Here is a 14,743-nt window from a genome sequence, read left to right on the forward strand (position 1 = left end):
ACGCTGATGCTGGACGGCTTCGGACAGAACCGGCTGCTCGCCGCCTTCGGCTGGGCGTTCGCCCTGGCGATGATGGTGTTCCTCGTCGCGCCCTCGCTGATCGTGGTGCCGATGTCGTTCTCGGCCTCGGATTTCCTGGAGTTTCCACCACGGGAATTGTCGCTGCGCTGGTACTTTAGCTTCTGGGAATCGGCGGCCTGGCTGCGGGCGGCGCGGGCCTCGCTCGTCATCGGCGTCCTGACGGTAGCGCTGGCGCTGCCGCTCGGCACGCTGGCGGCCTATGGCACGCGCGACCTGCCGCCGCGCGCTCAGGTCGCGGTGGGCGCCGTGCTGCTGATGCCGGCGATCATCCCCTCGATCCTGGTCGCCATCGGCCTGTTCTTCCTGCTGGCGCGGATGGACCTGATAGGCACCTATACCGGCGTCGTCCTCGGCCATACCGCACTGGCGATCCCGGTGGTCTACGTGATCATGACCGCCGCCTTCGCCGATTTCGACCGCAATCTGGAACGGGCCGCCGAAAGCCTTGGCGCCTCGCGCTGGATGATCTGGCGCTCCGTCATCATTCCCAACATCAAGGGCGCGCTGTTCGCCGGCGGGCTGCTCGCCTTCGTGACCTCGCTCGACGAGGTGGTGGTGGCCATGTTCATCACCAGCGGCTCCAACGCCACGCTGCCGAAGGTCATGTTCAGCGCCCTGCGCGACCACATCGACCCCACGGTGGCGGCGATCTCCACCATGCTCATCACTGTCGCCGTCGGCGCCGTCATCGCCCTCCTGCGCGGCGAGCGGCGGCGCCGGACGACCTGACCTGTCCACCTGCGACCCTTCAATTCGAGGACGAAAATGACCAGCAAGGACGGGGCCGGCGCGCTCGACGCCGGCTCCTATGATTTCATCGTGGTGGGCGCCGGCTCGGCGGGCAGCGTTCTCGCCGCCCGGCTGAGCGAAAGCGGCCGGTATCGCGTGCTGCTGCTGGAGGCCGGACCGGCGGATCGTAATCCATGGATTCACCTGCCGATGGGCTATTCCAAGCTGTATGCCGATGCCCGCTACAACTGGATGTATGAGAGCGAGCCCGAGCCCGGCCTCAACGGGCGCACCAGCTACCAGCCGCGCGGCAAGACGCTCGGCGGCTCGTCCTCGATCAACGGCATGATGTATGTGCGCGGAAACCGCCGCGATTTCGACGACTGGGCGAAGGCCGGCTGCAGCGGCTGGTCCTATGACGAGGTGTTGCCCTATTTCCGGAAGGCCGAGGACCAGTCGCGCGGCGCCGACGCCTATCACGGCGTCGGCGGCCCGCTGAAGGTCTCCGACCAGTCCTTCGACCGCGAGCTGCCGAACGCGCTGTGCGCGGCCGCGCGGCAGGCCGGCCTCGCCGATAATCCCGATTTCAACGGCGCCGAGCAGGACGGCTTCGGTTACTACCAGATGAACATCCACAAGGGCCGGCGCTGGAGCGCGGCGCGCGGCTATCTGGCCCCTGCGCGGCGGCGGCCCAATCTGCGCATCGTGACGGGTGCGCTGACCGAGCGGCTCATTGTCTCCGGCCAGCAGGTGCAGGGCGTCCGTTACCGACAGAACGGCCAACTCTACGAGGCGCGGGGGCGGGAAACCGTGGTCAGCGCCGGCACCATCGCCTCGCCGCAGCTGTTGATGCTGTCGGGCATCGGTCCGGCCGGTCCGCTCGCCTCGCTCGGCATCGACTGCATCGCCGACCGGGCGGAGGTGGGTGCCAATCTGCAGGATCACACCTGCATCCAGCTGATGTTCCGTTGCACCCGGCCGATCACGGTGAACGACCTCGCCAACAGTCTGGTCCGCAAGGCGGCGGCGGGGCTTCAGTATCTATTCCTGCGCTCGGGCTACCTCGCCGAAACTGGCATCTATGTCGGCGGCTTCGCCCGTAGCGATCCCAGCCTCGACCGGCCCGACGTACAGATGGCGATGGCCGCGTGGACCGTAGCGGAGCGCAGCATAAAGGGTGCGCGGCCCCATCCCTTTTCCGGCTTCAGCTTCAGCCCTGAGCATGTCAATCCGGATGCGCGTGGAACGATCCAACTGCGCTCGGCCGATCCGGCCGCGCCTCCCCGCATCCAGTTCAATTTCTTCCAGAGCGATTACGACATCAACGCGATGCTATTCGGCATTCGCCTCGTCCGCCGCATCACCGAGCAACCGGCGATCCAGCCTTATATCGCTGGCGAGTTGCAGCCGGGCCGGGAGGTGCGTAGCGATGCGGAGTTGATTGAATTCATCCGCGACAAGGCTGGCTCCGACATTCATGCCGCTGGCACCTGCAGGATGGGGGCAGATGCCAATGCCGTCGTCGATGCGCGGCTCCGTGTGAACGGCGTTGGCGGCCTGCGTGTCGCCGACGCGTCGATCATGCCGCGCGTCGTGCGCGGCAATACGCACGCCGCCACTGTCATGATCGGCGAGAAGGCAGCCGACATGATGCTGGAGGACACCAAGTCGTCCGTGTAGGTCGTTCATCGCAAGTCTCGTCAGTGGCCCGGCTCAAAGCCGTATGCGTGGCTGGCGCCCATGTAATGGCTGGAATGTGCACTCTCCGCCTGTCGCGCTGTTGTCGTCGTGACGCGGAGCGTGAAGGTCCGCTTTGCGGCGCAGCTTCAACCTCCGCTCTTCGCGCTTCTGACCTCTGCCTGCCCCTCGAATGCCCTTTCAGAAACGCCCGCTTTGCGCGCCCATTTCGGACCTCAGATCTCCACCGAAAAGCGGACATTGCGGCCGATACCAGAGTGCGCAGCAAGCATAGAAGGCAATCGACGCGAGCCGGCCTCGGCGAAACGCCGCCTGACATTCCGCCAGCAGATGGCAAGCTGGGCGCGGTGCGTCGGGCAACGTTCTCTACCAGCCACAGTTGCCAGCCAGCCGGCAGGAGGAGGTGGAAATTGCCTGTGGATCACGGAACCATCCGTCAAAGATGAGACGGATTCAGCCGCTGGTCTCTCATTCGTCCCAAAGACGGAGGAACCATGAAGGTTCTAGCAAAGACAATCTGCCATGCGGCGGCGGCGATAAGCTTGGCACTTGGCGCAACCACGGGGGCCACCGTGGCTCAGACCGTGCCGGAAAAGGCAAATTTCGATCCCGCCAAGGTGGTCGCAGGCATCGCGATCACGCGGGAGGAATGCGCGGCATTGGAGCAGAAGGACAGCGCGATCTGGGTTGAGACTGGCGGCGCGTCGGCCTGCATGCGCTACTACGCAGCCGGCCTTGCGCCCGCACCCGGGCCCAATCCTATCGCCATGGTTTGGCTGAACGGCGACGTGCTTGGGCCGAAGGGCAACAACGCCGACAAGCGACAGAGCGGCTTCGGACCGGGCGAAATGGTCGCGATGGAACAGAAGCTCTTCACGCGTTTTGGTGTTCCAGCGATCTTTCTAGCAAGGCCGGGCACCTATGGCAGCGCCGGCAAGCATTTCACGATGCGCGGCCGTCCGGTCGAGGCGACGCTGGTCAATGCCGCGCTCGATGGCCTGAGAAAGCGCTATGGCATCGGCGCCTTCGCGGTCGGCGGCCATAGCGGAGGCGGCACGCTGGTGGCCGAGATGCTCGCGCGGCGCGACGATCTTCGTTGTGCCGTGATTTCATCCGGGGCCTCCGCCTATCGCGCTTATCTGCAAGCCCGTGGGCTGCTGAAGCCGGGCGAGAAGCTGACGCGCTTCGATCCCTATGACGCGCTCGACAGGATCGCGGCCGATCCGCAGCGGCGCATCTTCGTTGTCGGCGATCCGCGCGAGACCAATGTGCCCTTCTCTACGCAGAAGCTCTATTTCGAGGGGCTGACGGTACGGGGCCATGCTGCCTGGCTCATTCCGCTCGAACGGGCGAGGGATGACCGCCATCACGATCTCGTCGATTTCGGGGAACTGGCGGACGGTATGTGCGCAGCCGGCAAGAGCACAGAGGCGATCATCGCGGCGCTGCGGGCGCTGCCCGATCCGCCGCCGCGCCTCTCGAACTGAAGCGGCGGCCGGATGGTATCCCTGCGCACCCTGCTTGCGACCCTGCTACTGCTCGCTCTTTCCGGCGGCGCGCGTGCCGAGCCGTGGCAGAGCGTCGATCCCGCTGCAAGCGGATGGTCGGTCGAAGGGCTGAAGGCGGCGGAGGCCTTCGCCGCTGACCTGAACTCCACCGCCGTGATGGTGGTGCAGGATGGCAAGGTAGTCGCCCGCTGGGGCGATGTCGCGCGCAAGGTCAATATCGCTTCGGTGCGCAAAAGCCTCCTCTCCGCGCTCTATGGCATCGCGATCGCCGAGGGGCGCATCGATCCGTCCAGCACGCTTGGCGAGCTTGGCATCGACGACAAAGCGCCGGCGCTTACCGCAGCCGAGAAGCAGGCGACCGTGCGCGACCTGCTGATGGCACGCTCCGGCGTCTATCATGCCGGGGCTTACGAAACGGCCGATGCCCGGGGCAAGCGGCCGGGGCGCGGCAGCCACGCGCCTGGCACGTTCTGGTATTACAACAACTGGGATTTCAACGCGCTCGGCACGATCTACCGCCGCCAGACCGGCGAGGATATCTTCGCAAGCTTCGCGCGGCGCATCGCGGTACCGATCGGCATGGAGGATTTTTCCGCGCGCGACGACCGCTATGTGCTCGAAGGCGCCTCCATCCACCCGGCCTATCCCTTCATGATGAGCGCACGCGATCTCGCCCGCTTCGGCCAGCTTTTCCTGAACGGCGGAACATGGGACGGAATAGAGGTCGTCCCTGCCGCCTGGGTGCGAGAATCAACCTCGGCATTGTCACGTCCGCCCGGCCATAACAGCGGCTATGGCTATATGTGGTGGACACTCAACACCGATCGGTGGGGCGAGAGGGGCGTGTTCAACGCCGGATATGGCGGCCAGGTCGTCGCCTTCCTGCCGGAAAAGCGCCTCGTCATCGTGCAGACCGTGTATCTAGGACAGAACAGCCGTGGCGTCTCGATGCGCGACTTCTTCAGGCTCATGCGGAAAATCCTCGACATCGCGCCATAGGGTCGGAAACGTCAGGTAAATAGCTTCGTGTCTCAGTACCTATGTTTCAATATAGGAGGAGAGGACCGTCATTCTTGTTGCTCCGACGGGCCTGACATGGGGGAACCGGAGCGAACCGCGGCAGCTTAGCGCCACTGAGCTAGCCGGGCCGAGTGTCGGAAACGACTGGTTGCCGGACATCGAAAGCCACGGAGATATGAGTCTCCATTGCTCCCCCATCTCGGCCATTGATTTGGTAACGGCCGCGGCCCAAAGCCGACATTCGCGAGCTGGGACACGTTGGCACCTTTGCGCCGATTCCGTTGAAAAGGTCGGCGTTGTTGCGGAAACAAAGTCCTGATTCAGTCGTCCTTGGTGATGGAGGGCGAAGCTGATGATGGGCGAGCGGGTGGTGATGCAGGAGACGCTGTTCTACGAGTTCAACCTTGAGCGTCATGTCCCTGTAGGTCACCTTGTTCGAGCCATTGATAGGTTCGTCGACCTGTCCGGCATCCGTGCACATCTGCGCCCATTTTACAGCGAGACCGGCCGGCCCTCGATCGACCCGGAACTGATGATCCGGATGCTGCTCGTTGGCTATTGCTTTGGCATCCGCTCCGAGCGGCGGATCCGCGAGGAGGTGCATCTCAACCTCGCCTATCGCGGGTTTTGCCGGCTGGGGCTGGAAGGCACCGTGCCTGACCATTCCACCTTCTCGAAGAACCGGCATGGCCGCTTCCGCGACAGTGACCTGTTGCGCGAGCTTTTCGAGACGACGGTCCGGCGCTGCGTCGAGGAAGGCCGCGACGGGACATTCAACGGCGCCGATTTCACCTATGACCATGCCCGAGATCTCTACACCTGCCCGAGCGGGAAAGAGCTTCATCAATATCGCCGCCGCTTCGCCGTGCCCAGGGACCGCGTTGATCCGGAGGGCTTCATGCGCTACCGCGCCAGCAAGCTCGATTGCGACGGATGTTCCCTGAAACCGCAATGCTACCCGAACGTGCCGGCGCGCAAGGTCCTCCGTTCGATCCACGAGGGCGCCCGCGACATGGCACGGGATATCGCCACCACCGACGACGACGTCACCTCTCGCTGGCAGCGGAAGAAGGTGGAGATGCTGTTCGCCCATCTGAAGCGCACCCTGAAGCTCAACCGGCTGCGCCTCCCAATCCGGACATTCGACAAGGTCAGAACGACGCCTTTCCGATCCAGACGCCTCCATCGACATGCAGGGTCTGGCCGGCGATCAAACCCGCATCGTCGGATAATAGGAAGCCGATGGCCGCGGCGATCTCCTGCAGCGTTCCGAACTGCCGCATCAGCACTCCGGATAGGTAGCGCATCTCGTCCGCGCTGCCCGACATGTTGTTGGCGCGGAACAGTTCGGTCTCCGTGGGCCCGCGAGCCACAGCGTTGACCGTGATTCCCTTGGGGCACTGGCGGCGCTCTCGGCGAAGGAATTAACATTGCATCCAATCATTTCGATCTCCCCCGTCAATCTCTGACTTTCTCACCAAAAATTGCCAAAGAAAGTTGACGTCGCCCCCCACATTGCATCCAATGACGGCAATAAGCGCGATCCGCAGGTATTCGTCAGTTTCAGGGCGTTGCTTGCAGGCGCCGCGCCTCTCCGGGAGGAGCCGATGGCTACGCACACCACCCGTTCGATCGTCAAGGCGTTCGATCTGCTTCAGGTCGCCTGCCTGCTGCCGCGATCGGCGTCGCTGCGCGATGTTGCCGCGAAAGCCGAGATTTCGGTAGCGACCGCGCATCGCATTCTATCCACCCTCAAGAACGTCGGCGCCATCCGCGTCGCCGCCGACGGCAGCTACGAGCTCGGCCAGACGCTGGCGGATCTGCGCTCACGCGACATTGTCGAGGCCGCAGCGGCGCGGCGCATCATCGACTCGCGGCTCGCCGTAACAACGCGCGCGCTCGGGACCAGCACGCGGCTGGCGACGCTCGACAGTCAACGGATGCTCCACTTCGTGGCTGGTGCGGATCGACTGGCGGATACGTCGGGGGTCTCACGCGTGGTCGGTGCGCGCTTCGAAGCGTATTTCCACGCCGCTGGGAAGCTGCTGCTTTCTGCACTGGAACCAGGTGAGGTGGGGGAATACCTTGCCGCCGCTCCGCTGGTTCCGGTCGCGGCCAAGACGATCACCAATCCCGGACGGCTGGTGGCCGAGCTTCGGCAGATCGCGCGGCTCGACTATGCTGTGGAGGACGAGGAGTTCGTCAATGGCGAGCACGCCTTCGCGGTGCCCTTGCGCGATGACAAGGGCACACTGATCGCCGCGCTCAGCGCATCGCGGCGGCTTCCCCATGCTCAGAATACCGCCCATATCGTGCATGTCCTGCGCACCAGCGCAAATGCGCTGGCGAAGGACCTGCACGACGAACCCAAGGGCGTGCGCGCCATCGGCTGGCTCTCGGCCCAGCTGGCGTAGGCAGGTCGTCTCTCAGGCGCAGGCCCGCGCCTCTCGGCCTGCCGCGACCCGGATCAGGTGACCGCCGGCCTTGCCACCCGGTAGGGCGGCCGCGTCGGCGCCCATCTCGATGAGGGTGTCGAGGTCGATGCCGGTCTGCACCGCCATCAGTTGGAACAGCCGCACGAGGTCTTCGGTCGCGACATTGCCGCTCGCACCCGGCGCGAAAGGGCAGCCGCCAAGGCCGCCAAATGCCGAGTCGAAGCTGCGCACGCCTTCGCCATAGGCAGCGACGACATTCGCCGCCCCCAGCCCGTAGGTATCGTGGGCGTGAAACGCCCAGGCGGTCACCTGGGGAAAGGACGCCCGCGCCCGAGCGAAGAGCTGGCCGACCTGCTGCGGATGAGCGCCGCCGGTGGTGTCGCAGAAGCAGATCTCGACATGACTGCGCAGCGCGACGAGGTGGTCCACCAGGGACAGGACGGTGTCGGCCTCGACGGGCCCGGCATAGGGGCAGTGGAATGAGGTCGCGATGGCGACGCGCACCGACACAATGTCGGGCAGCTGCGCAAGCAGGCGTTCATAGGCGTCGACGGATTCGCGCGTGGTGCGCGCGACATTCGCCCGATTATGGGCGTCGGTGGCCGACAGCACGAAGACGAGATGGCGCGCGCCGACGTCCACCGCCTCGAGGCCGCGGCGGTCATTGGGCACGAGAACTTGCGCCACCACGCCCGGGCGCCTTAGCGCGGCCGCCAGGATGGTGGGTGTGTCGGCCATTTGCGGCACCGCCCTGGCGCTCACGAGGGAACCGACCTCCAGCCGCCTCACGCCGGCCGCGACCAGACGGTCGAGCGCGGCCAGCTTCCACTCGGTCGGCACCAGCGGCCCGATGCCCTGCAGTCCGTCGCGCAGCCCGACATCGACGATCTCCACCGTCTCCATGGCTCAGGCTCCCGTACCGACCGTCTCGGCCTCGAAAGGCGGGACGGCGGCCGGCGCCGGGCCGCCGACGATTCCTCCGGCGCGCAGTTCCGCCATTTCCGCCGCATCGATTCCGAGGAGATGGGAAAGCACCGCGGCGCTGTCGGCACCGAGCAGCGGCGCCGTGCGCGTCACATGGCCCGGGGTCCGCGAGAGCCGCGGCGCGACGTTCTGCATAGCGAGCTCGCCCAATATCGGGTCGGCAATACGGGTGATCGCCTCGCGGGCGGCGAAATGCGGGTCCGCCAGCATGTCGGGAGCGCTATAGATGCGCCCGGCCGGCACGCCGTTGCTCTCCAGAAGGGTTTCCAGCTCGGCGATGGCCATGGTGCCACTCCAATCCGCGATGAGCTGGTCGAGCTCGACCTGGTTCTCGCCCCGCGCCGTGTGGGTTGCGTAGCGCGGATCATCCGCGAGCGCGGCCCGGCCCATGGCCTGGCACAGGCGCCGGAATACCGTGTCCTGGTTGGCGGCGATCAGGATCTCCGTCCCGTCGCGGGTCGGATAGGCGTTGGATGGCGCGATGTTGGGAAGCGAGGAGCCGGAGCGCCGGCGCACATAGCCGGCGGCGGCATATTCGGTGACAAGGTTCTCCGTCATGGCGAGCACGGCTTCGTAGATCGCGCTGTCCACCACCTGGCCGCAGCCGGTCCTGGCGCGCGCATGCAGGGCGATCAGCGCGCCAATGCAGCCGAAGGTCCCAGCGAGGCTGTCGCCGATGGAGAAGCCGACCCGGCTCGGCGGGCGGTCAGGCTCGCCGCAGACATAGCGCAGGCCGCCCATCGCCTCGCCGATGGCGCCATATCCCGCCCGCCGGGCATAAGGACCGGTCTGGCCGAAGCCGGAGACGCGCACCATGACGAGGCCGGGATTGAGCGCGGCCAGCGCGTCATAGCCGAGCCCCCAGCGCTCCATGGTGCCTGGGCGGAAATTCTCCACTACCACATCCGCCGTGCCGATCAGCCGACGAGCCAGTTCCTGGCCTTTCGGCTGGCGCAGGTCGAGCGTCACCGACTTCTTGCCGCGGGCGATCACAGGGAACCATAGCGAGCGGCCATGCGGCTTCTCGCGCCCCCATTCGCGCATAGGGTCGCCGCCGTCGGGCTGCTCGATCTTGATCACCTCGGCGCCGAAATCCGCGAGCAGCTGTCCGCAGAACGGACCCGCGATGAGCTGCCCCATCTCGATGACGCGGATATCGGAGAGCGGCCCCTGAGCGGTCTTGTTCAACATCTGATCGTGTTCCTTCATCGGGGGAGGAAGCCAATGGAAATCCAGGGCACGGCGGCGACGATGAAGATGCCAAGCACGAGCACGCCGAGATAAGGCCAGATGCGCAGCATGCCTTCGCCGGGATCGATCCGGGCGATGGCGCAGGCCGTGTAGTAGCCGACCCCGAACGGCGGCATGTAGAGGCCGACGCCCATCGCCAGCACCGCCACTAGCGCGTATTGCACGTCGTGGATGCCGAGCGAGCGAGCGATGGGGAACAGCAGAGGCCCGAAGATCACCAGCGCCGGTATGCCCTCCAGCACGCTGCCGGAGACGATGAACACCACGATGGAGATCGCCCAGAAGCTGGTTGCGCCGCCGGGGAGTGTGGCGATAGCGCTCGCCAGGTCCTGCGAAAAGCCGGTCTGGGTGAGCGCCCAGGAGACTGCGTTGGCGGCGCCGAGGATGATCATGATGGCGCCGGACAACGCGGCCGTGTCCTGCATGAGCCGATAGGCCTGGCGGGGATCGAAGCGCCGGACCGCCACCGCGAACAGCGCGATGTAGAGGATGCCGATGGTGGCGACCTCGGTCGCGGTGGCGATCCCCTCGACCACTGCCGTGCGGATGATGACCGGCAGGACCAGTCCCGGCAGGGCGGCTGCGAAGGTCTTGAACACGGCGCCCCAGGTGGCTCTTTCGATGGTGGCGATGTCGCTGCGCCCGGCATTGATCCAGGCCACCACGCACATCAGCAGCGCCAGCACCGCCGCGGGAAGCAGGCCGCCGGTGAACAGCGCGCCGATCGACACACCGGCGATGACGCCGATGGTGATCAGCACGAGGCTCGGCGGAATGGTCTCCGACATCGCGCTGGCCCCGGCGAGCAGCGAGACCAGTTCGCTGTCGGGCACGCCGCGCTTTCGCATCTCCGGCACCAGAGCGGGGGCGATGGCGGCCATGTCGGCGGCCTTGGCGCCCGATATGCCGGAGACGAGATACATCGCCCCGAGCAGGACATAGGACAGGCCGCCCCTGAGATGGCCGACCAGCGCGGCGAGGAAGGCAATGAGGCTGCGCGCCATGCCGGTCATCTCGAACAGCAGCCCCAGCGCGACGAACATCGGCACCGAGAGCAGGATCATGTGCGACATGCCGGCTTCGAACCGTCCCGATACGATGCTCAGCGGTAGCTCGGTCGCCCAGGCGAGGTAGGTCAGCGCGGTCAGACCGAAGGAGATGGCGATGGGCACGCCGATCAGTACCATCGTCCCGCCCGCGCCGAGGAAGAAGATGATCAGGTCGTGCCGCCCGTCGGTGAGCCGGCTCGCCGCCAGGATCACGGCCAGCGCCGCTAGGGTGCAGCCGAGCGCGATGGCCAGCGCCCGCCAATGCTCGCGGGCGACGTTCAGCAGCTGCGACAGGCAGATGATCGCCATCATGACGAGACCGATGCCGACCGACGCGGATTTCCAGCCTTCGGAGATGTTCAGCACGGGATTGGTCGCGTAGGTCGCATCCTGCGCGTGCTCGAAGGCATAGACCGACAGCCAAGCGAGGAAGCCGAAGGTCAGCAGCAGGGTCGAGATCCGCAGCACGCGCTTGGCCTCTCCCTCCAGGCGGCTTTCGAGCGCGGTCAGCCGCAGATGCTGCGAACGGGCGAGTGCAATGGTCGAGCCGAGCATGGTTAGCCAGACGAAGAGCAGCGACGCCAGCTCGTCCGACCAGGCAAGCGGGGTATGGAAGATGTAGCGCGCGGTCACGCCGGCCAGCAGCAGGGTGATCTCGGCAATGACCATGAGCGCGGCCGCGTGCTCAGCCACGAGGAGGACCGTCGCCGCCAGCCTCGCGAACACTCCGCCCGCCGTCAGGGCCTTGGCGACGGAGATATCCGCCGGCCGCGGCGCGGGGAAGCCTCGGCGACCTTCGGTCTGCGCATCCATTCCCGCTTTCCTCCCGCTCGACACCAGCATGCTTGGGCCGGCAGAGGTAAACGGCGCCGGCGGGCCCAAACAACCGCCGGCTGGCCGGCATCTCATCTTGTGGAACGCCCGCGGCATTCCGATTGCGGCGACGAGGGCGGCCTCTAGCCTCCGCAACGTCCGAAGACGCCCGCACAAAGGCGTCCGGAGCGGAGCGACAGGGAGACCCTCCATGACCAGCCTTTCGACCAGCCTTTCGAAGGCACGCATTTCGAGGCGAGGCTTCATCGCCGGCTCGTCCGCCACCATCTTCGCCGGCCTATCGGTCGGGCGCGCCATCGGCGCCGAGTTCAGCTACAAGCTCGCAACGGACATGCCACTGTCCGACCCGATGAATGTCCGCTTCACGGCGGCGATCGAGGCGATCGCCCGCGACACCGACGGCCGGCTGGCGATCCGCCTGTTCCCCAACAGCCAGCTCGGCACCATCAGCGAGGAGCTCGACCAGGTGCGCAGCGGCGCGCTGGAGTTCTATTGCTGCGGCTATGGCAACCAGATGCCGATCGCCCCGCTCGCCGGCATCAATTCGCTAGCCTTCGCATGGTCGGGCTATGACCGGATCTGGCCGGCAATGGACGGTGAGCTCGGCGCCTTCCTCGCTGCTGAAGTGGCGAAGACCGGCACCATCCTCCACGTCGCCAAGCCAATGAATGTCGGCTTCCGCCAGATCACCTCCGGGGCTCGGGCCATCGTCGAGCCGGCCGACCTGAAGGGCATGAAGATCCGCGTGCCGCCGGCGCCGATCCTCGTAACGCTGTTCACCTCGCTTGGTGCCTCGCCGACCAGCCTCAGCTATGGCGAGCTCTATCCCGCCCTGCAGACCGGCCTTGTGGACGGCTCGGACAACCCCTTGTGGACGCTGAACGCGATGCGCGTCTACGAGGTGCAGCGCCACGTCACCATCACCAATCACAGCTGGGATGCCTTCGTGCCCGTCGCCAACCGGCGCGCCTGGAGCCGGCTGCCCGCCGATGTGCAGGACATCGTGACGCGGCGCTTCACCGAAGCCGCCCTCGGGCAGCGCGAGGACATCGCCAAGGAGGAGGCCGAGGCCGAGCGCTCGCTGATCGCCCACGGCATCACCATTCACCGCCCGACGGACGGCTTGTTCAAGGACGCCCTGTCGCGCACCGCCTATTACCCGACCTGGCGCGAGAAGATCGGCCCGGCCGGCTGGGCGGTGCTGCAGAAAACCGCGCGCGTTTAGGCGGCGTCCCGCACTGTGAGACGCCCTCCTTCGCCAGTTGAGCCCCGCCGCCCGGCGGGGGACAGTCGAGAAACGTTCAAATCCATTACGTCAATCGGCCTCTGCCGAGACAAAACAAAGGTGAGGAAGCTATCATGCATGACGATTACTTCATATTCGACAACGTAATTCATATGTTCGACAACAGGCCGTCGAACAAGCTGGGCGAGGAAGGCCGGAAGATCGTCGATTCGATCTGGGGCGCCGCTAAGCTGTTCTCCAAGGGTCCCTATACCGCGCACCCCACCTTCGGTGATGACTATATCGAGATCGAGGAAGCCTATCGCATCCTGTTCGAGGCGTCGGACACCGACATGGCGGTGGCGCAGACCGTGCCGCTGATGGGCTGGTTCAAGGAGGGTTTCTCGCCGGCGCGAGCCAACCATGCCCTGGCCAAGGCCTATCCCGACCGCGTGGTGTTCTGCGGCGGCGTCGATCCGCTCTATCACGGCTCGCACGGCGCGCTCGCCGAGATGCAGCGCCAGAAGGAGGAGTGGAACGCGGTCAGCTTCAAGTTCTACCAGTCGCAGCTCAACGGCGCCGTCTGGAAGGCGGACGACCGCTACATCGCCTATCCACTGTGGGAGAAGGCGCTCGAGCTCGGCGTGACCAGCGTGCAGTTCCACAAGGGATTGCCCTTCGGGCGCCAGCTGCTCGACCACCAGCGCCCCAACGACATCGAGCAGGCGGCGATCGACTTTCCCGAGCTGACCTTCATCATCCACCATCTCGGCATGCCGTTCGTCGACGACACGGTGAACATCGCCTCCCGCCATCCCAATGTGTGGATCGCGCTGTCAGCCTGGATCAACCTCTATCCGATCCAGCCGCGCGTCATGCTCGACATGCTCGGCAAGTGCCTGATGCTGGTCGGCGAGGATCGGCTGCTCTACGGCTCCGAGGCGTTCGTGTGGCCGAGCCTGCAGCCCTATATCGAGGCCTTCGCCAAGCTCGAAATGCCCGAGGACCTACAGGAAGGCTACGGCTATCCGCAGATCACCCGCCAGGCCAAGCGCAAGATGTTCGGCGAGAACCAGGCCCGGCTGTTCGGCATCGACGTCGAGCAGAAGAAGCGGGAACTGGCCGGAAAGGCCGCGGCCGAATGAGCGGGCTGTCATTCGACATCGCTGCCTCCGGCACGGACGACGCGCCGGCCCCGGATGCCCGCCAGGTGCTGGAGGCGCTCGACGAAGTGCGCCGGCGCATCCGGGCGCATGCCGGCGATATCGAGGTCGTCTCGATCTCTGCGGATCGCGAGGTGACACTCGCCTTCACGGGAACCTGCGTCGCCTGCCCGGCGCAGGCCATGACCGTTGGCGCCGCGGTGCTGCCGGCGGTCGAGAAGCTGGCGGGCGTACGAACCGTGTCCGTGCAGGGCATGACGGTCTCGCCCGCTAGCGTCCGGCGCATCCGCGCCATGTTCGGCTGACCGCCCTTTCGTTCACAAGGAAACAGATAATGGCCAGCATTTCCGTGCGGACCATCGACGCCGCGACGGCGGTCAAGGCGGCGCAGGCCGCCGAGGAGAAGGCGAAGGAGATCGGCATCGCCGTCTGCATCGCCGTCTACGACAGCTCGTCGCAGCTGAAAGCCTATCTGCGCATGGATGGCGCGCCGATGCTGGCGCGCGATATCGCCGAGGACAAGGCGCACACCTCGGCCAGCTTCCGTTCGCCGACGCATGGCCTGTTCGACTGGATCTCCAAGGACCCGCCGCTCATGGCCGGGATCACTCAATATCCGCGCTTCATCGTGTTCGGCGGCGGCTATCCGATCGTCGAGGATGGCGAGCTGATCGGCTCCATCGGCATCAGCGGCGGCCATTACAGCCAGGACATGGAGTGCTGCAAGGCGGGGCTGGCCGCCATCGGCTGCGGGGCCGAGTGAGCG

At 65.9% G+C, this 14,743-nt stretch carries 13 protein-coding genes and 1 pseudogene; 10 read left to right on the forward strand and 4 right to left on the reverse strand.

The genetic code is table 11. The annotated features are described in order from the left end of the window. The first annotated feature begins 6 nt into the window (after positions 1-6). The 5 genes and pseudogenes from G3A50_RS04795 to G3A50_RS04815 form a co-directional block, all read left to right on the forward strand. Positions 7-810, forward strand: coding sequence for an ABC transporter permease (locus tag G3A50_RS04795; RefSeq protein WP_163074197.1), 804 nt, complete (start codon positions 7-9; stop codon positions 808-810). A 36-nt stretch (positions 811-846) separates the two neighbouring features. After that, the gene (locus G3A50_RS04800) at positions 847-2,490 is read left to right on the forward strand and encodes a GMC family oxidoreductase (protein ID WP_163074198.1); all 1,644 of its coding nucleotides are present in this window, start codon (positions 847-849) and stop codon (positions 2,488-2,490) included. A gap of 512 nt (positions 2,491-3,002) precedes the next feature. Continuing rightward, complete coding sequence (locus G3A50_RS04805) at positions 3,003-3,995, forward strand: alpha/beta hydrolase family protein (RefSeq protein ID WP_163074199.1); 993 nt, start codon at positions 3,003-3,005, stop codon at positions 3,993-3,995. Positions 3,996-4,007: 12 nt separating this feature from the next. Then, positions 4,008-5,015 (forward strand): serine hydrolase domain-containing protein, encoded by a 1,008-nt coding sequence (locus G3A50_RS04810; RefSeq protein ID WP_163074200.1) that lies wholly within the window; start codon positions 4,008-4,010, stop codon positions 5,013-5,015. 373 nt (positions 5,016-5,388) lie between these two features. Continuing rightward, positions 5,389-6,165, forward strand: a pseudogene (locus G3A50_RS04815) (transposase); the annotation flags it as partial. Positions 6,166-6,187: 22 nt separating this feature from the next. On the opposite strand, the gene G3A50_RS04820 reads toward G3A50_RS04815, so the two are convergent. Further along, positions 6,188-6,409, reverse strand: coding sequence for an SDR family oxidoreductase (locus tag G3A50_RS04820; protein WP_246252362.1), 222 nt, complete (start codon positions 6,407-6,409; stop codon positions 6,188-6,190). 234 nt (positions 6,410-6,643) lie between these two features. On the opposite strand from G3A50_RS04820, the gene G3A50_RS04825 reads away from it, so the two are divergent. Continuing rightward, the gene (locus G3A50_RS04825) at positions 6,644-7,450 is read left to right on the forward strand and encodes an IclR family transcriptional regulator (protein ID WP_163074201.1); all 807 of its coding nucleotides are present in this window, start codon (positions 6,644-6,646) and stop codon (positions 7,448-7,450) included. A 12-nt stretch (positions 7,451-7,462) separates the two neighbouring features. Here the strand turns inward: G3A50_RS04825 and G3A50_RS04830 are convergent, their stop codons facing one another. Genes G3A50_RS04830 through G3A50_RS04840 form a run of 3 tightly spaced genes read right to left on the reverse strand, consistent with a single transcriptional unit; the run spans position 7,463 to position 11,568 of the window. After that, positions 7,463-8,374 (reverse strand): hydroxymethylglutaryl-CoA lyase, encoded by a 912-nt coding sequence (locus G3A50_RS04830; RefSeq protein ID WP_163074202.1) that lies wholly within the window; start codon positions 8,372-8,374, stop codon positions 7,463-7,465. Between the two features lie 3 nt (positions 8,375-8,377). Continuing rightward, a complete protein-coding gene (locus G3A50_RS04835; protein ID WP_210255225.1) occupies positions 8,378-9,646 on the reverse strand; it encodes a CaiB/BaiF CoA transferase family protein in 1,269 nt (422 codons plus the stop codon). Between the two features lie 14 nt (positions 9,647-9,660). Then, positions 9,661-11,568: a TRAP transporter large permease gene (locus G3A50_RS04840; RefSeq protein ID WP_163074204.1), complete on the reverse strand. Its 1,908-nt coding sequence runs from the start codon at positions 11,566-11,568 to the stop codon at positions 9,661-9,663. 211 nt (positions 11,569-11,779) lie between these two features. Between G3A50_RS04840 and G3A50_RS04845 the strand changes: the two genes are divergently transcribed. From G3A50_RS04845 to G3A50_RS04860, 4 genes are all read left to right on the forward strand, one after another. Continuing rightward, positions 11,780-12,814 carry a TRAP transporter substrate-binding protein gene (locus G3A50_RS04845; protein ID WP_163074205.1) on the forward strand — a complete coding sequence of 345 codons (1,035 nt, stop codon included), beginning with the start codon at positions 11,780-11,782 and terminating at the stop codon, positions 12,812-12,814. Positions 12,815-12,948: 134 nt separating this feature from the next. After that, positions 12,949-13,959 (forward strand): amidohydrolase family protein, encoded by a 1,011-nt coding sequence (locus tag G3A50_RS04850; RefSeq protein WP_163074206.1) that lies wholly within the window; start codon positions 12,949-12,951, stop codon positions 13,957-13,959. Further along, positions 13,956-14,282 carry a NifU family protein gene (locus tag G3A50_RS04855; protein ID WP_163074207.1) on the forward strand — a complete coding sequence of 109 codons (327 nt, stop codon included), beginning with the start codon at positions 13,956-13,958 and terminating at the stop codon, positions 14,280-14,282. The genes G3A50_RS04850 and G3A50_RS04855 overlap by 4 nt, the downstream gene beginning before the upstream one ends. Before the next feature lie 29 nt (positions 14,283-14,311). Continuing rightward, positions 14,312-14,740 carry a GlcG/HbpS family heme-binding protein gene (locus tag G3A50_RS04860; protein ID WP_163074208.1) on the forward strand — a complete coding sequence of 143 codons (429 nt, stop codon included), beginning with the start codon at positions 14,312-14,314 and terminating at the stop codon, positions 14,738-14,740. The last annotated feature ends 3 nt before the right edge of the window (positions 14,741-14,743 follow it).

The organism is Ancylobacter pratisalsi, from assembly GCF_010669125.1.
Taxonomy (GTDB): Bacteria; Pseudomonadota; Alphaproteobacteria; order Rhizobiales; family Xanthobacteraceae; genus Ancylobacter; species Ancylobacter pratisalsi.